The organism is Chondrinema litorale (assembly GCF_026250525.1).
Lineage (GTDB): Bacteria > Bacteroidota > Bacteroidia > Cytophagales > Flammeovirgaceae > Chondrinema > Chondrinema litorale.
Genome location: NZ_CP111043.1, coordinates 1,413,895 through 1,432,525 on the forward strand (window position 1 = coordinate 1,413,895; position 18,631 = coordinate 1,432,525).

Here is an 18,631-nt window from a genome sequence, read left to right on the forward strand (position 1 = left end):
TATTTCGACAAACCTTCTAACCTTTTTTAAACTTATGAACATTCAGGAATACATAGAATCTCGCCTTGAATCGCAAAGAAAATGGTATGAGCAAAAGGCTAATATCAGTAAAAAAAGCTTTATGAATTATCAAAAGATAATCATAACTCTAGGTGCTGTTATTCCTGTTAATGTAATTCTTTTTACACTTGTTCCTGAAAACATAAAAGCTTTTGAAGGCTTACTAAATGCAATTATTTCTTGTATAATAGCAATTGTTGCTGGTTTTGATAAATTAAGCCAACCACAAACAAACTGGTTTAATTACAGAGCAAATGAAGAGGTTTTAAAAAAAGAAAAACATCTTTTTGAATTTAAAGCAGGACCTTATCGTGATATAGACTCTGAGGAAGAAATGAAGAAACTTTTAGTTGAAAGGGTTGAAAGTGTTATTTCTGCAGATATTTCGAGATTTGTTCAAACTCAGAAAACTAAAGATGAAAAAAATAAAAAAATCGAAATTGAGGAAAGCGTTATAATTTCAGATACTAGAAAAGAAACTGTACCAGAGAAAGAAAAATAATTTGGTATATTGGTTATTACAGAAGAGAAAGCAAACTTCATATTAGAATCAATATCCTTAAAAGTCTCAACTAACAACATTAGTATTTTTTTGACTTTTAATAATTTTAATATAAAATGCTTAACTCCCATTTATTTGTGCTTTTTTATTTTACCGATGACACTGGAAAAATAATTGACAAAGCCGAACCAGTAAGTCTACCATTTATCCCCCGACCAGGAGAATTTATATTCATAAAAAATATACTTACTAAAAGAGATTATTTTGGACTAAAAAAAAATGAGTTTTTAGAAAGAAATAAGAATAAGTACATTAAAGATGGACAAGAATATCCTTTAAAGGTTGAGAAAGTGATATACAGCAAAAAAAACAGTTTTAGCGAAGATAATAGTGATGAGTGGTATGCAGAAATCCATCTTTGTTGTAAAATGGAATAACAAAATCTAAAAACAAAAAAGCTTCACTAGATAAATTAGTGAAGCTTTTCTTGCAGACCCACCAGGGCTCGAACCTGGACTCTTCTGAACCAAAATCAGACGTGTTGCCAGTTACACCATGGGTCTTTCTTGCAGCCGTATGGCTTAAAGTGCCACAAAAGTAAGATTGTATTTTTTAAAATCAAATAAGATTGCATTTTTTTTTAAAATTTATTCATCTTCCCTCTACGATAATTATTTACACCTGCCAAAAAGCTTTGTAAACCCTTATCTTCATCGTCAAGAAAAAATGAAAATTTAGAACTAAAAGTCTCTACACTTACTTGGTAAGAACCTTTAATCCCAAAATATAATAATATAACTCCAATACTCACTAACATCATCCCTACCCAGCTTTCTACTACTGCAGAAAAAATACTAACCAATGAAAGAGACAACACGATTCCCCCAATAATTAATGGTATAATTAAATACCGAAACTCCATATCCAAACTTTTAATCTCTTTTAATGAGAAGATATGTGTTTTTTCACTTTTTCTTATCTGTAACTCACTATCAGATAATCGTAAATAATCTGTCTTTTCAAATTCGTATTGGCTTAATATATTCTCATGCCTATTAATCCACTGATAGTTATAAGTATATGAATAATATAAAGATGATGGAATTTCACTATCTAGATCACTAACCTCATAAGTAATTACTCGGTTACTTTGGTTTTCTATCAAAAAATATGTTGGCTGCAATTTATTAATTTAGTTATTGACAATGCTTAACATAATTAATGCCTATATAGCAAGAAATCTTAATTTTAAGCTAATAACGCAACAAATAAGCTAATCATTCTCTATTCGAGTCATCTATTTTGATAGATAACTTTTATTCACTCTTCTATAACAAAAGGCAACTTACATAAAAGTTTAGAAACTTATCTAATTAAGCAAATAACTAGTTAATTAAATAAGCTAACCTGACTTTTATTATAGCTTTTAACATAACTTACTGTGTCACAATCGATATTGTCATTTAATTGAATTTGCTTAACAGTACTTTTTTCAAAGCTAATATGGTTAAAATCTAATTTTACACCTGATGCAGTAAATATTATTGCGATTACAAAACCTAAAATGAAACTAATCTTTGACATACTTTTAAAATTAAAATGCTATAATTAAGCATATTTTACGTTAATTATTTAGTTAAGTTTAGATTATTATCAAATAAATTAGTAGTTAATGATAAAAAAAAGCTTTTTTGCTATATTTATATCATATTTTTAATCAGAAAAGCATGTTATGACTCCATCAGAACTTTTATTTAAGCAGTTAATTGATGTATCTGGTAAGCAATTATTTAATTCTCAAACAGAGTTAGTAAAAGAAATTATCTCAATTAAAGATTCTGATTGGTCTAACAAAAACTTTAATAGCGTTAGGGCTTTTGTAAATCAGGTTGTAAATGGAGAGAGAAAATTATCTCCGAATCTCAAAAATGCAATCGAAGATCTTTTGGTGGAAAAAGTAGGTAATGAAGAAGCTTCACAAATGATCAATAAAATTGAAATAGTATTTAATGATTATTTCGATTTACAAAAAAACAAGAAAGCAGAAGACACCAATGTAAAAACTGTAGACTCAAACGACTTTTATTTACTAGAAAAAAGAGGCCTAGTTGCTGATAAAGTATTAGTAACTACGCGTGAGCCTGGTATAGTAAATAATAAAACGTGGTCTGATGAGATAAAAAAACAAATGCTAAAAAAGCTAGGAGTAATCAGTTCAGAAAATATTATTCAGGCTTCTTATAAATTTTATTTTCCACATCCAGATATTACTGGGAATAAAGCTTTTCAATTTTGGAATAATTTATATAACTATCTAAAATACGAACTTAAAGTACCGCAACCTGTCGAACTTATTAAAACATTAAATAATTCGACAGATTCTAAAGAGCCAAAATTACAAGTTTTTCATGCTCCAGAGCTATTAGTTTCCTTTCCGATAATTGTATATGACATAAGTGCACTTTCAGAAGTTGCATTTACTGTGTTTGGCTACGAAGACAAAGGTGAAGAAAAAATTAGCACTGCAAGAATTGCTCCCGACTACCTATTATGGTGGAAAGAAAACATCTTTAAAAAGCTAATATTTCCTCAAGATCCTAATGCCATTATTGAGGTAAGTTTCGATACAGTTTATGAGGATATTAAAAAGAATGCAACATTATTATGATTAAGGGGAATTAGATATTAAAAAACATCGTTAGTATTAAAACTTATATTTTTTTTTTAACTTACATACTACAGAGTAGAATCTCATATCTTCCTGTGTAGTTTTTTATAGTTCATTTGTGTAATGCAGTTTTACTAAACATAATAAAATGCGGCAGTTAAAAATTACCCAAAGTATTACTAACAGAAGAGAAAGCGAGTCTCTCGAAAAATATTTTCAGGAAATCAATAAAATTGATCTCTTGCTGCCAGATGAAGAAATTTCTTTAGTAAAAAGAATTAAGGAGGGAGACCAAAGAGCACTCGAAAAATTAATCAAAGCTAATTTACGATTTGTAGTTTCAGTTGCTAAACAATACCAAAACCAAAGTCTATCATTAAATGACTTGATTAATGAAGGTAATATAGGTCTAGTAAAAGCTGCACACAAATTTGATGAAACAAGAGGCTTTAAATTTATCTCTTATGCTGTTTGGTGGATTAGACAATCTGTTATGCAGGCTCTTTCTGAAAATTCTCGAATTGTAAAAATTCCTGTAAGCTTATCTGGTACAATCTCTAAAATTAAGAAGGTTTCTTCTGGTCTTGAACAAAAGTATGAGAGAGAACCTACCGACGATGAACTTGCTGATGCTTTAGAAATGACTACTAAAGAAATTAATGGTGCATTAAATTCTGCATCTAGACAAGTTTCTTTTGATGCTCCAATTGGAGGAGATGACGATAGTAGTTCTCTACTCGATGTAATAGAGAATGAAAATGCTCCTAAAGTAGATGCCAATTTAAGCGATATTGAATCACTTAAAGTAGAAATTGAAAGAACACTTAACTCTCTTTCTTATAGAGAACAAGAAGTGATTAAAATGACCTTTGGCATTGGTGGCAAAGAACAAATGACTCTTCAGGAAATTGGTGAATACCTTGGCCTAACTCGTGAAAGAGTAAGACAGATTAAAGAAAAAGGAATACGAAAATTAAGATATACTTCAAGAAGTAAATTGCTCGCTCAGTTTTTAGAGTAGGGCCTCCTTGAAAATTGATTAAGACCAATAAAAAATAAGAGTTGGATAGATAAAGTTCAGCTTTTTTTTGTTTCAAATCTTGGTACCTGCTGTTTTGGACTATTTAAAAAGTACAATACTGTGAGTAATCCTATTGATAAAACTGGAAAATATTGCTTTTGGATAGTATAGACACACTCATCCCATAGGCTTTTCAGCTTTAGGTTTAGGCGGCCTGAAGTAGAGGGGCTTGTTCTGATTTCCTTTTGCTGATCTTAACGGCATTGGCCATCATAACTGCGAAAAAAACGTGTATCATTTCTCGTTTTTCTCCTTTAACCTTGATCTTATTGAGGCCATAAGCTGTTTTATGCACGCCAAAACTTCCCTCCATCACCGTGGCTCTTTGGCTAGAGATGAGACTTCTGAGTTGGCTTTCAGCAGGGTTGTTTACTTTAGGACCTTTCTTTGGAAAGCAGGTAAATATCTTCTTTTCTGTTAAATACTTCCTGTTTTTGTTGGTGGCGTAAATGCGATCTGCTCCTAGTTGATGAAGTGAGCCAAATATCGATCTATGTTTTAAACTACTTAATTTCAGTCTGGTACTTTCATTAAAAGCGCGGAACTCCATGGTATCGATAAAGCAGATACCATCCACCTGAAGCAGGTGTGCCTTCATTCCGAACTCAACCCTTTTAGCTTCTTTACCTCGCACTATCGGCCTAACATAAGCCTTGGGAAGTGATACAATCCTGTTTTTCAATTCTTTAGCTGGATGCTGCTGCAAGAATTGCTGTTGCTCGATTATCTTCTTTATAGTTTTTAGATATGTTCTCTCATGTAAGTGAAGCTGTATTTGTGGATTTTCGTTAAGTAGGCATTGCAGTTGCCCCAATCCTTTGGATAGTAGATATATCAATGACTTTTTACGCTTGCGACCAGCTTTATATGTCTTTTTACGACTACGATCATAAGACATCTGCATGCGCTTTTGATCTATATATTTGGAGCCAGGTCGTTTTACTCCTAATATTTTACAGTATCTGTAAAGCTGCTTTTCAAACACCCATTGGCAGCTCTCCCAGAGCAGCTTAACATCGGTAGGAAAACGAATATAACTCTCATAACAAGTAGCATCCATTAAGAGCACATGCGTATTATGCATGTCTGTTTTCCAGTGTTGGAGTAGTACCTCTTGAAGTTGTTGCCAATCAGTATGGTCCGCCATATACGTCCTGATTCGACTTAAAATGGCCTTATCCTTAATCTTTTGATGATCCTGTAGCAATTTATTGCAAAATAGCTGAAGGCTCCAATCGGTATTAAAGCGTGCTATGAGCTTTTCATCACTCAGGTTTAAATAGGCTTTTAGAAACATTAAGCCAAACATGCCCTGAGGCGAAAACCAGCTAGGAGCACCAGGGCCTTTATTTTTCTTAGGCAGACATGCAGAAAGTTGTTCCCAAGGGATGCTATCATAAACATTACCCAATTTACTACTCTTAAATAAATACCATTTTGGAGTTAAGTAATCTTGTGGTTGGAAAAGCTGTTGATCTCTCATATATTGTAGTGTTAATTGTGATTAGACACTACAATTTAACAAATCAAAAACCCCGAAAAAAGCTTTTATTAGCTAATTGCGGGGTTTTATTTTATACATTAATGCATTTAAAACCTTGATTTTCAATCCCTTTTATTTAAAAGGTAAGGCCTAGAGTAGAATCAATTTCACTTCAAAAAAAGAAAGCCTCCTGTTTAATTACAGAAGGCTTTTTTATTTCATAAATACTAGCAGCTTATTTAGCTACTAGCATCTTAATATTTAACACTTTATCACCATAAGTCATCTTAACTGCATAAACGCCCGTCTTTAACCTAGATACATTGTATTCATACTGATGGGTACCAGACTCAAGCATATTATCTACAACAGTAGCTATAAACCTACCAGACATATCAAATATTTCTAGTTTTGTTCTGGCTTCTTTTTCAATAGAAAATGAAAGAGTTGTATAAGTACCCGAAGGGTTTGGATGGTTTTGATATAAAACAACTTTAGCACCTACATTTACAGATTTCAGGTCGAATGTTTCTACATTTCCATCTTTATCTACTTGTTGAAGCATATAATAATGTACCTCGCCTGGTTCAATACCATCATTATCTAAATAATTAAAATTACTGATAGAAACAGCATCATTTTTACTAACAAGCTCAGACTGATTTTCATAATGAGCGATTACTTCAAAACTCTCAGTATTCCCAATTGACCTTTGTAAAATGTAGCCTTCACTATTACGCTCAATAGCTTCCCAATTTAAATCAACACCTTTGTCTTTTACATGTTCTGCTGTAAAACTTTTCAATTCTACAGGTAAAAGATTATAAAGTGTAGTTGAAGCCGGCGTATAATAGCTAAAATCGTCTGAGGCAACTGATGAGACAAAATAACCAAGATCAGTATCGTAATCTAATTCATTTCCATCACCAATGCTTTCCCACTCATCACTTCCATCATCATAGTGTGCAACTCTCAAGTTATCGTACTGGCTCGCATCTGTAGCTACATCAGTATCAGTGTCCCAGTGCATAATTACTTTTGCCGAGGCATCACCGCTACTTCTGTGTAAATCCCAGTATTCTACACTACTTACATGAGTTAGACTAGAACCACTTTTAATTGCTGTTGCTCCTGGTTTAGGTGGCTCAGCTTTAAAATATTCAGCTCTAAATACGGTAGGCCAAGTTACAGACAAACTACTATCGTTTTCATTCTTACCAACTTCTGCAACACCAATCTCTCTTAATTCTCCATTTTTTCCAATTGGGAATCTAAAGCTTTTTCCTGACGCTAAATGACCTGTAAAAACTTTTGCCATTGGCCCTTGTATATGAGAGTCTTCTGAACCTCCAGAAGAACCAAAACCGCTGTTACCACCTTTAGGCCCTCCTGCTGGATGAATAGATGTTTCTGCAGGTGAATCTGTATCAAAATCTCTAACTTCTGCTAAGGCTCCCAGTGTAATTAAATTGGTATTTGTAGTATGGATAATTCCGCTTTTTAAACCAATTTTGTCGTAGAGGAACAATGAACTTCCCATTACCAAATCTCCAGTTCTATCAATACCCAATTCGTTTAATTCTTCACTACCTGAAGTAAAGACCAAATCATCGCCAAAATCTCCTGCACCTTGAACAATCAAAGTTGAACTATTACTACCTGTAATAGATCCATTTGTTCTGTTGAATTGATTTGCAGCACTATTAATCAATAGTCTATTACCATTCAATATCAATTCACCTTCAGTTAAAGTCATAGAACCATTATCTCCTGGATTTGTACCAATAGTTAATAGCGTTCCTAAAGTTATCGATCCATTTACACCTTTTCTATTCACCAATAAATCTGAAAGATTAGTAATTGTTGGATCAGTAAAGTGGAGCTCTCCAGCACTTCCTCCAGATGTTCCCAAAATTGAAATCATACTGTTATCAGTGCCTGTAAAAGTACCCGATGTTCTAGTGATATTTCCAGAGATTACTAATCGCTGATCATTCAATTCAACTTGTTGATCGCTGATGTTCATTACCCCTCGTACATGCAAGTTATCTGTATAACCTGAAGTTGCATTAGGAGAAGCTGCAATTGTCTTAGTACTTCCTGTAAGATTCAGGTTTGCATAGTTTTCAACTGAGTTTACTGCTCCAGCTAATTTTCTTATTTGTTGTGGAGAAGTTGATTGATAATGAATAGTTGTACCAGAAGCGAGACTTACATTATCGTTATCAACATCTATTGGAAATAATGTTGCTAGAGCAGCATCACCAATAAAGATCTCAGAAGTACCTTGCATCTCAAAATCTGCAATTGAGCTACCTGTAATTTGATTACCTACATCAAATACATGGTTTTCATCATAAATCCTCATGGCAGTTCTAAATCGAAGAGCACCAAGTAATGTTTTATTTACATCACTTCCACTAGCAGCATTTACAAACCGCACCTCGCCATAAACTTGACTATCTGTACTACTATTTAAACTTTTTACGTCTTGAGCTACGCCTGCATTATAGATAATTATTGAAGCTGCATCAAAGTTTAAGTCGGTATCTAAATAATTTTGAGGGAATACAGTAGCCACTGTAGCATTTCCAATTGAAAATTGAGTATTAGATTCCATTTGGAAGTTCTGTCCACTTGTTCCAACAACCTGATATCCATCATCAATAAAATGATTGTTAGATAGAATTTGTAAAGCACCTCTTACAGTAACATTATCTGAAACATCTGACGTAACTGGAAGTGCCGTCAAAGTTTTATCAACAAGACTTCCTCCTGTATTCTGTAAAATAAGATTAGCATAATTTTGATTACCTGTTGCCGAAGATAATCTCCTGATGTCTTGAACTACTCCTGCATTGTAAGTAATTGTAGTTGCAGATGCTAAATCAATATCAACATTTGCATAGTTAAGTGGGAAGCTTGTGCCATCATCTGAATCACCTAAGGTTAATTGGGAATTACCTTCCATATTAAATGGTTGTGAACTGGTACCATAGATTTGATAACCTGCATCTACCAAATGGTTATTATTTTCAATGATGAAATCTCTTCTTATGCCGATACTCTCATCTAAAGCTTTAGTAATCAGACTTGAGTTATCAATATTCCTAATTGTAAGAAAACCGTAATTACTATTCCCATCTGGAATATCATCTGTATCAGAATCATTAAAAATACCCCTCACAATTTGATCTACACCGGCATTGTAAATCACATGAGAAGTATTGTGTAAATCTATATTTGAAGTTTTTGTGTGACGAGGGAATTCGGTTGCAGTGGTAGCTGTACCCAATGTTAAGGTTGATTGCTGACCTACCCAGATATAATCTTCACGACTAAGATCACTATCCTCGCCATTTATCTGGAAACCATCATCCATTAAATGATTATATTCTCCAACTTTAAAATCTTGTCTGAATCTTAAATTATCTGAACTATTTCGTGGTAATGGTGTAGCAGCTAGATATTTTTCTACGCGCTTGGTTGAAATAGAATCATAATTCAACAGCCAAATACTTCCATAACTTAAATCATTATTTCCATAATCTAACCTTCTAATTTGCTGCCCATCAACACCCGCTACATATTTGATAACTGATGCTACATCAAGACTAATTTCATCACTTTGGAAATTTGGGAAAGTTGTAGCTGTTGAGGTATTACCAAATGTAAGATAACTATCTTCACTCATAAATAACTCACAGTTGTCATCATCTAATGCTGTTATTTGATTTCCATCGTCCCACAACTCAGCATCTGGCTCAATTCTTAACTCTCTTCTAATTCTTAATGGAGCATCAATCGTTTTTAAAACTGATGTTGTAACAGAAGCTTCATTTAGATTGGTAATATATAAGTTAGCATAACTTCCATTTCCTGCTCCACCATCATCTATACCCTTAACAATTTGAGGATTAGCAGACTGATAATAAACACTTGAATTATTTTCGAAATCGTAATTATCAAACTCAGGCATTATAGTAGCTACACCAGCCGTTCCGATGTAAAACCTTGAATCTTCAGTCATTTCGAATTTTGAAGTATCTCCAACATTTCCAGTAATGGTGTACCCATTATCTTCAAAGAAAGTATCGTCAATTCTTAAGTTACCATTAATCACAATATCTCCTTGAAGTGTTTTTAGATCTGAGGTATCATCATCTCCATTCTCTAAAGTAAGATTGCCATACTCTACACCAGGATAAAGTACTCCAACTGCAGAAACGTTTTGTGCATCTCTATCATGGTAAATTACGGTACTACCGATTGTAAGAATAGCATCTGCAAAGGTTGCAGGGAATTCACTTACATCTCCTGCATCTTCATCATTATTACCTAAGACAAGGGAACCACTATCATTTATGGTAATTATACCTGCTCCTGTTGTCCCTGAACCGTTAGTTAAGAAGTCTCTTGGACCTTCCCAAGCTTCGTCACTATCCCAAAGTTTACCACTATTAATTGTTAAATCATTATCAATATAAATGTCGTTTCTAAGCCTCAAATCTCTATTGAAAGTGGTTTTATCAACAATGATATTATAGAATGAATTGTCTGCAAGCGTCGCATCTATATCAATATCTCTATCATTTTCATCACCATCAAAAGTAACTGTGCTAATACCTCCATACCTATAACCTCCTTCCCAAAGGATAATCCAATCTCCTTCCAGACTTATATCTTGAGCATTGCCATCAACTACCCCACTAATGAAAGTAAAATCGGTATCATATCCATCATTTGGAGCTCCTTCGTCTAAATCCAGTGCAGCGTCTAATCTCCAATTATAAGGTGCAGAAGTTTGTGGATAACTTGTGATAAAAGATACAGGCCCATTAAATAGCATTGTGGATCCATTGGTGTTTCCTAGTGGATGTACATTGTTATCAACAGTATAAAATTCTACAGTTCCTAAGAAATTGTTCACCATAGAGTTAGTCACAGAATAGTCATCAAAAATTTGAAGGAAGTACAACCTCTGACCTTCAAAAGTGATATCTGATTCTTCTGTATTTGAGAAAGTAAATTCTCCACAAGCTGCATTGGATATATCAATAATCACTGTTTGATTGTCAGCTGTAAAAGAATTATCATCAAAAATAATGTGGTCAATTGGATTTGGAATACATCCTGAAATATGCGCAGGATCTGTACTACCACTTACTGTTGACCAGTTGTTAGCATTGCTCCAATTGCTGTTAGCAGCACCACCATCTGGAGGCACTTGACCTGCTTGACCAACCCAATATAATGTTAATGGCGATCTTTCTGCATTTAGATATATTGTAGCATATTGATCGTAGTCGCTATGTGTATGGTCAATCATATTAGCTTCATCTGTATAAAAAGGATTGGAACCTCCCGCACTCGTTTTACTACGACCATTATTTAGGTTATCCAAGTTTACACCTTCTATTACTTCTAGCGGGAAATAACCACTACCATCTACCAAACCACTCACTGGTCCCTCAACTCTCACATCCTGTACAACTATATGATTCCATAAAGGCATTGAGTTAGACCCATTGTCTTCAAAAGCAATGCTTGCAGTACTTCCAGGATTACTTGATCTAATAATCAACCATTCATCACAATCTACTGCAGCTTCAAATGAATTTTGAATTGTGGTTAAACCAGCAGTAGACAACTCGATTGTATTATACTCAGTGGTATAAAGGTTTTTGATTATATTATCATCATTGTCAAAAATAACTCTTGAACCAGTGTTCATTTGGATATCCTCAAAAAGTCCATCATCAGTTCCCCCATAATCAAACTCAGTAGTACTTGTTGCTTCAAGTGTTAGTGTATAGTTAACTGGATTATTATCGTCTGAATCAAAATAAACAAATTCATAGAAATGATTATTACTGTTCTCTCCTAAAGTAACATCTGCTTCAAAATAAGTTTCGCCAGAATCTTCTCCAAATACAGTAGTAGAAGCATTACCTGTTGTTAATGCTGCATTAAAATAGGAAGTTTCTTGAAAGCGAACATAAGACGAGTTGCCAGTGATAACCACATCATTAAAAGTTGATGTGTAATTTCCTCCCTCAGCAAATTGAACAATAGCGTTGTCTCCAATATCTACTGGTCCATGAAATATTCCTGTCTGCCTGAAAATTAATTGATTTGCATTTGCTCCGATTGTAAGAGAACCCGTTATTTCACTCTGCCCTCCAAAACGGTTAATGTAACCATTTGAACCAGTTCCGATAATCACATCACCACCAACAGTAAAGTTTTGCTCAAGCTGAACTGTAAGGTCATTACCAATAGTTACATCTTCATCTATTGAAATATCAGTATATGCATTGAATGTAGCCTCATCGCCGAAAATAATATTTTTTTGTAGTTCATGTGCTTCCGTTTGGAAAGTTATGATATTGTTATTTCCGAAAGTAACATTCTCAACATATTGATTCAAACCTCTGAAATCCATCTCCACATTATCTCCAAAAATTACCTCGCCATTAAAAACGTTCGTAACAGTTGAGTTACCTTCAATATAATTACTATAAACATTGTAATCGAGGTTACTACCTAAATCAATATCTCCATTGAAAATTTTAGGAGATGTTCCATTTATATTAAAATTAGTAGAAGTTGTATTTAATCTTGTAATTGATCTAAAAGTTAAGACATTACTATTTGAACCATCTGCTTCTTCAGAATCAAAATCAATATCTCTGGGGCCATTAATAATAATATCTGGTAACTCTCTGGCAGAAGTATTACCAATTTTAAATTGTGTCCATTCAGTTGTACCTGTCGATTTATTATAGATAAACATGAATGTACTCCCAGTACCAGGTGTATCAAAAGTGAAATTAGTACCTCTTAAATCAGACGCAACTCCATATCTCTCTCCTTCAAAAACCATGGTAGAGTTATCACTTACTGTTAATCTCCTTGTATCTGTAAAAGCATCACTTTCATATGCATCAAAATTATCCAATGTGATTGTAATACCATCTCCTGTTATTAAATGTCCTGCTTGCAGATACAGCTCATCACTCATATCAAAATCATCTTGGAAAGTCCATTCACCTCCAATACCATTAAAATAGACATCGTCATTATCTAAAGCAGTTCCATTTGTTGTGATTGCTTCTCCTGTTGAGGTTGAGATGAAATAGATATCTCTATACCCAGTAACTGTCATAGGGTTATCAGACATAATCAATGAACCTGCAATTGACAGATCATTATTGATATCTAAATCAGGAGTGTTGATCACTCCACCTCCTGCATCTGAAGAAGTAGTCCAAGTCATATCATGGCATATAGCATCACTAATATTTACATCCACACTCAAAATAGTGCTATCAGTAAATGAATTATGATCGAAAATAACATCATGCTGTTCTCTAGGAATACAACTACCATAATATCCTCCAGAAGTTGTTGACCAGTTTTGAGGGTTATCCCAATCTTCAGTTCTGCCTGTATTAGAATATGGCCATGTTTTGTTATTCCCTTCAGTTCCTCCAACCCAGTATAAAGTTGAAGCTAATTCTGAAGCTGCTGCATTATCGAAAGTTATACCCGTGTTATTTTGATAATCAGTAGAGTAAATAGCTGAGATATTAGCGCCAGAAACTGCAACTGTTTGCACTATAACACCATACCAATTATGATCAGTTGTAAAATTCAAGCGGGTTTGCGTTCCCCATTGTTCACTTCTTATTACATTACCACCAGAACAATCGAGATATGGAGCAGTCATTAAAATCTCACCTGAAAAATTATAGTCTTTGTCTTCTTCAAATATAATTTCTGTCCCCCGAGTAAGGGTTAAGTTGTGGAGCAAACCAGGTGAAGTGGTTCTATAAAACTCTAACTGTGTGCCCTCACCTACTGTAATATTTTGATTGTTTCCATATACCCCTCTATCAAACCTGTAATCTCCTTCTTTACCAAGAAAAACATCTCCATCAAACTGTGTAGTACCATCTTCTACTGCAAAGTAAACTGCTTCGGCATAGTCACCAAAAGTTAAGGTTGAAGAAAATGTTGAACTTCTGTCAGTTCTGAACCCTTTTGCAGCATCTCCAACTATTACATCTCCATTGAAAGTAGCTGTACCAGTATTGTTTACAAAGTGGACGTCTGCAGAATCTCCTATTGCAAGGTTGTCGTTAAATTCAATAGTGTGGTAAGATTGTATTATATTACTTTCACCAAAAATTGCAGTATTATTAAAAGTAGTTACTGCAGCATTATTCCAATCACCAGAAAACAAAACTCTTGTCCCATCCTCTGAGGTAAAAGTTCCATTAAAAGTATCATCGCCACTAAAATTAACATATGAGTTTTCTCTGATTATTACTGGGGCATCTACTGCATATGTGTTAATCGAATTATCATCAAAATAAACTGACCATGTAGTTGGGTCAGAGGTAATATCTACTGTGCCACCAGAAAAAGTATTGTTACCAAAAAATCTCAATCGATTATTTTCAGCTACTGTACCTCTTAGTAGAAAGCCACCTTGAAAGTCATTCACTTCATCAAACCTCACATTTCCACTATAAACACCTGTCTCTTCTCCAAAAGTTACTTGACCAATATGTGTAGAGCTTCTATTAAAAATAACTTGGATAGTACTATCTCCAAATGTAGTAACACCAGAAATTGTAGTACTCCCATCATCATTGTTAAATTGAGCTGTAGCCTTTTTTCCAAACACCAAATCGCCTGAAAAAACTGCCTCTCTATCTGCATATAAACTCACACTATCCGCGCAAGTCACATTTCCTACAAATAAAGAAGTTCCTCCATAATCACTTACTTGCAAAGATGAACCTGAGCCAACATCTAAAGTGCTATTGAAAGTAATATCTTGTAATGCCCTAAGATTTACATTTTCTCCAAGATTTACCGTATTATTAAAAATAGTAGCGATCCCTGAAATATTTCTCAATGTATATGCAACATTAGCATCATCTTCAACTTGAACTGTTCCATTAAAAACATCATCACCTCTATGGGCAACATAAGAACCTTGTCTTACAATTACAGGAGAGGTAATATCAAAAGTATTATCTGTATCATATGCAAATTCAACTGCCCAATCTGTATTTCCAGTGGTTAAATCGACTGTACCGCCTGAAAAAATATTAGTACCAAAAAATTGAATAGCATCATTTGAATCATAAGTGCCTTCAACAGTAAGACCTTGATTAAAAGAAGTAGTATTTTCAAAATCAATTCCTCTTGATTGATCTCTAATTGTTACAGTGCCATCAAAAGTTGTGGTACTTCCACGGAATCGTGTATAACCTGTTCCATCAATATTTCCATCAATTACAAAGCTTACATTAGTGCCAAAAACAGCAGGACGATAAAAGTTTGCCATTGCCATTGGGCCTAAATAGACCGTATTAATTCCATCGAAGGTAGTCGTTCCACCATTGCCAGAATCATCCCCGAACTCCATCCATGCATGTTCTCCAGATGTAAGCCCTCCATTAAAAGTTGTGGTATTATAGAAACGGGCACTTACCCTTTCGTCTGCATTGCTTGAAATTCCATCTCCAAGAGTAACTAATCCATTAAAAACTGCACCATCAAAAAATCTTGCACGAGAAGTGTTAGTCATAGTAACAGTACTGTTAAAAGTAGATTCATAAAAATCTACTCTTGCTGTATTATTTGTATAACCATTTACGATTACAGGTCCATTAAAAATATTTATACCATTAAAATCAGTATTTTCCCCATCTGGTGTTTCTATATCTACAGTGTCACTATAAGTATTATTCGTACCATTAACTATAATGTAGTTTCTTGCAGCAGTGAAAATACCCGAGAAATCCTTGTTAGATGAATTATATATGTAAGCATTATTTTCATTGTAGAATCTTATATCTCCAAATGAAAATGTTTGCGTATCATCATCAACACTATAAACATTAAGTCTTCTGTTAGCAGTAACCATATTCACCCAAACCTCACCAATTGCTATAGATGTTGATCCTAATTCTATATTCTGATTACCAGTACTGGTAAAATTCATTACAGCATTTTCGCCGTTATATGTAAGATTAGATCCTCTTAAATCTAAAGCAGTATTACCTCCTGTAATTGTAATTGTACTAGTTCCAAAATCTACACTTCTAGTATCGCTACTTGTATCATCATTAATAGCTAGATCTACAATTGAAGCTGTTAAATTAAAATTATTACTAATGAATGATCCAGCCTCTAACTCGAAATCATCAGATGATGAAAAATCATCTAAGAGATCCCAATTTCCATTTACATTATTGAATCTTACAGGTCTTGAAAAAGACTGTCCAGCCGAATATACAGTATGATTACCTTCACCTAAAAAGTCAACATCTGAATCTAGGTTCCATGTCATATTCGCACTTAACTCTAATGAACCATAAATTTGTAATCTTCTGCTATTTTGATCTCCTCCTGATCTGTTTATAGTTGGTAAGTTGGTAACTCCATTCCAGATCATATTTCTACAAGCGGCAGCAGTATTAACTCTGGTAAATAGGCCAGTAGTCGAAAATGAATTTGCATCAAAATAAACATCGGTAGAGCTATTCGGAACTCCATCACCTCCTGGTCCACCAGAATTTGTGTCCCAGTTATCTGCATTATCCCAATAATTATCCAATCCTTTCCCTACCCAATATAAAACATCACAAGCTCCACTTAATGGTGCTGCTATATTAGTAGTGTTAGAAGTTGTACCTCGATCAATAGTAATCGAACCTGTACCTGTTTCATTGATATCCTCAACTGTTACCGCATCCCAAAATGCCGTACCTGATAAATCTAAAAATGCTTGCTGCCCATTTTGTGTAGAGTTTATTGTAACACCATTATCACAATCGGCATAAACTGTGAGGTTACCTAAAATGCTTGTGGTCTGATTTTTTTCGAAGCTTAATTCTGAACTGGCATTTAGAATTATACTCTGAAAACTAGTATTTGCGGTATTTTCTAGGCTTATGTCATTGTTACCTGCAAATGTGACGTTTTGAAAGCTATTAGCTAAAGCTCCTTCAAAAGTTATATTAGCATTTTCCCCTACTGTCAAATCAGCGCCAAAAGTAACTTGATCTAGAAAAGCATAATTACCACCCGTATTATTACTATTTAAATTAACAGCACCATTTAAAACAGATATTCCATTGAAAGTAATGGTACCTGAAGAACCAATATTTAAGGCTCCATTAAAAGTGTTATTACCAGTAAAACTTATATTGCCAGTATCACCTGCCTCGCCAATAGAAATATTAGAAAAGGTTTTATCTCCAATACCTGAAAAATCTACTGCACCATTGCTACTAATTATAATATCTCCAAAACTATGTGCAGCATCTCCTGTAAAATTAACATCTTTAGTAACTGCTCCTGTAAATGCTATTACTCCAAAATTAAAAGCATTATCCCCTAAATTTAAATCTATTTTTGTAGTAGATGTACTAGTGAAACTAATTGTATCTGGACTAATAAATGTTAGATTGCCTCCTACGCTTTCTAACCTTAAAGGAGAATTACTAGTAATTCCTGCATATTCAATGGTTAGTAACTCAGAACCTGTAAGATCTAAAGTTCTTACATCATCTCCAGAAGGATCTGCGTCTATTCGCTCAAAGGTTAAATTATTACCAGACGAAATAAAGCTTCCTTTATCTAGATAAAATAAATCAGCAATTATATCATCAGCTAGTATAACATCATTTACAGCATCTATATGTATGTCACCTAATTCTGTCCCTGAGGTTTGGATTGTAGCATTTGCAGAAGTTGCCAAAAAACTAATATCTCCAGCCCCTGTGAAGTTTCCAATTTGATCTTGAATTATAAAATTGCCATGTACATTAAGATGCTTAGATGTATTTATATCAAATGCTGGATTATCGTCATCGATATCAGAAACAAAGAAATTTAAACATGATTCATTTCCACTGATAGTGACTGTGTGTCCTGTACTGCTAAAAGAATTTTCATCGAATATAACATCATCAGTATCACTTGGAGCTGAAGCACCTCCTATTCCTCCAGAGGTTAAAGACCAGTTTACATCATCTTTCCAATTACCAGTATCTCCTACCCAATAGCGCGTTTGGGCTGTAGAGTTTTGATATGATAATATAAAAATCAGAAAGAAGGCACTATAAAAAGTAAAGCTTTTAAGCATAATTATGCATCATTTATTAATAACTAGCTATTTTATTACCTCCTTTAAAGCAAAAAATCAGTATTTCTATATATGATCTCTTACATCCAACAAATTGTATTATGTAAGTTTTTTTAGAGGATAATTTTTATATGAGCCTAGTTTAAAAAAGCCTTCTTTATATAAATACCAAAATAGAAGTACTATTACATATGAGATGAAATTTTATATTTTTTTATTTTTAATTAGTCTAAATAAGATTACTTTTGTGAAGATTATAAGAAACTAATATTCTATTATGAATAAATACTTTCATTTAGTTAACACAACATTACCTCAGAGTAACACTGAAGCAGAATTTTCTGATAATGAATGTATTTTCAAAAAAAAGAAGTGCTGCAAAAAGTATAAAAAAGGGAAAAGATGTGGTTCTTGCCCAAAAGAATAATTCTTTTCAAAAAATATACACTCCAAACATTTCATGTTTTTCATTAATACTTATACTCAAATAGCTAAGTAACTTTTATACTAAACTTAGCATTTATCAGTATTTAATTATTCAAATAAATCTTAATATTTTTTTTAGTTATTCTCCTTTTACCTCGATTTAAACTGCAGTTTTCTCCATTCAGTAAATTAGCCTACTCATATCTAATTACATTATCATATCAATTTCTTAACTTGAA

The 18,631-nt window shown here is 33.6% G+C and carries 8 protein-coding genes and 1 tRNA gene; 4 read left to right on the plus strand and 5 right to left on the minus strand.

Annotated features, from left to right (window positions below; translation table 11 throughout):
* Nucleotides 1-34 precede the first annotated feature (34 nt).
* Both OQ292_RS06000 and OQ292_RS06005 read left to right on the plus strand, forming a co-directional pair.
* Nucleotides 35-562, plus strand: coding sequence for a DUF4231 domain-containing protein (locus OQ292_RS06000; RefSeq protein WP_284685152.1), 528 nt, complete (start codon nt 35-37; stop codon nt 560-562).
* A 116-nt stretch (nt 563-678) separates the two neighbouring features.
* Nucleotides 679-999, plus strand: a complete 321-nt coding sequence (locus tag OQ292_RS06005; protein WP_284685153.1) for a hypothetical protein — start codon at nt 679-681, stop codon at nt 997-999.
* 53 nt (nt 1,000-1,052) lie between these two features.
* Here OQ292_RS06005 and OQ292_RS06010 read toward each other — a convergent pair.
* From OQ292_RS06010 to OQ292_RS06020, 3 genes are all read right to left on the minus strand, one after another.
* Nucleotides 1,053-1,125 (minus strand) — tRNA-Gln (locus OQ292_RS06010).
* 77 nt (nt 1,126-1,202) lie between these two features.
* The gene (locus tag OQ292_RS06015) at nt 1,203-1,727 is read right to left on the minus strand and encodes a hypothetical protein (protein WP_284685154.1); all 525 of its coding nucleotides are present in this window, start codon (nt 1,725-1,727) and stop codon (nt 1,203-1,205) included.
* Between the two features lie 224 nt (nt 1,728-1,951).
* Nucleotides 1,952-2,146: a hypothetical protein gene (locus OQ292_RS06020; RefSeq protein ID WP_284685155.1), complete on the minus strand. Its 195-nt coding sequence runs from the start codon at nt 2,144-2,146 to the stop codon at nt 1,952-1,954.
* Between the two features lie 148 nt (nt 2,147-2,294).
* Between OQ292_RS06020 and OQ292_RS06025 the strand changes: the two genes are divergently transcribed.
* Nucleotides 2,295-3,230 (plus strand): hypothetical protein, encoded by a 936-nt coding sequence (locus OQ292_RS06025; protein WP_284685156.1) that lies wholly within the window; start codon nt 2,295-2,297, stop codon nt 3,228-3,230.
* Nucleotides 3,231-3,378: 148 nt separating this feature from the next.
* Nucleotides 3,379-4,251, plus strand: a complete 873-nt coding sequence (locus OQ292_RS06030; protein WP_284685157.1) for a sigma-70 family RNA polymerase sigma factor — start codon at nt 3,379-3,381, stop codon at nt 4,249-4,251.
* Nucleotides 4,252-4,456: 205 nt separating this feature from the next.
* Here OQ292_RS06030 and OQ292_RS06035 read toward each other — a convergent pair whose 3' ends face one another.
* Nucleotides 4,457-5,794 carry a transposase gene (locus tag OQ292_RS06035; RefSeq protein WP_284682082.1) on the minus strand — a complete coding sequence of 446 codons (1,338 nt, stop codon included), beginning with the start codon at nt 5,792-5,794 and terminating at the stop codon, nt 4,457-4,459.
* A gap of 235 nt (nt 5,795-6,029) precedes the next feature.
* The gene (locus OQ292_RS06040) at nt 6,030-17,966 is read right to left on the minus strand and encodes a T9SS type A sorting domain-containing protein (protein ID WP_284685158.1); all 11,937 of its coding nucleotides are present in this window, start codon (nt 17,964-17,966) and stop codon (nt 6,030-6,032) included.
* Nucleotides 17,967-18,631 lie beyond the last annotated feature (665 nt).

What these genes read in the sequence shown, in the direction of transcription:
- OQ292_RS06025 (WP_284685156.1), top strand. Translation starts at nt 2,295, where the DNA reads ATGACTCCATCAGAACTTTTATTTAAGCAGTTAATTGATGTATCTGGT.
- OQ292_RS06030 (WP_284685157.1), top strand. Translation starts at nt 3,379, where the DNA reads ATGCGGCAGTTAAAAATTACCCAAAGTATTACTAACAGAAGAGAAAGC.
- OQ292_RS06005 (WP_284685153.1), top strand. Translation starts at nt 679, where the DNA reads ATGCTTAACTCCCATTTATTTGTGCTTTTTTATTTTACCGATGACACT.
- OQ292_RS06040 (WP_284685158.1), bottom strand. Translation starts at nt 17,966, where the DNA reads ATGCTTAAAAGCTTTACTTTTTATAGTGCCTTCTTTCTGATTTTTATA.
- OQ292_RS06020 (WP_284685155.1), bottom strand. Translation starts at nt 2,146, where the DNA reads ATGTCAAAGATTAGTTTCATTTTAGGTTTTGTAATCGCAATAATATTT.
- OQ292_RS06000 (WP_284685152.1), top strand. Translation starts at nt 35, where the DNA reads ATGAACATTCAGGAATACATAGAATCTCGCCTTGAATCGCAAAGAAAA.
- OQ292_RS06035 (WP_284682082.1), bottom strand. Translation starts at nt 5,794, where the DNA reads ATGAGAGATCAACAGCTTTTCCAACCACAAGATTACTTAACTCCAAAA.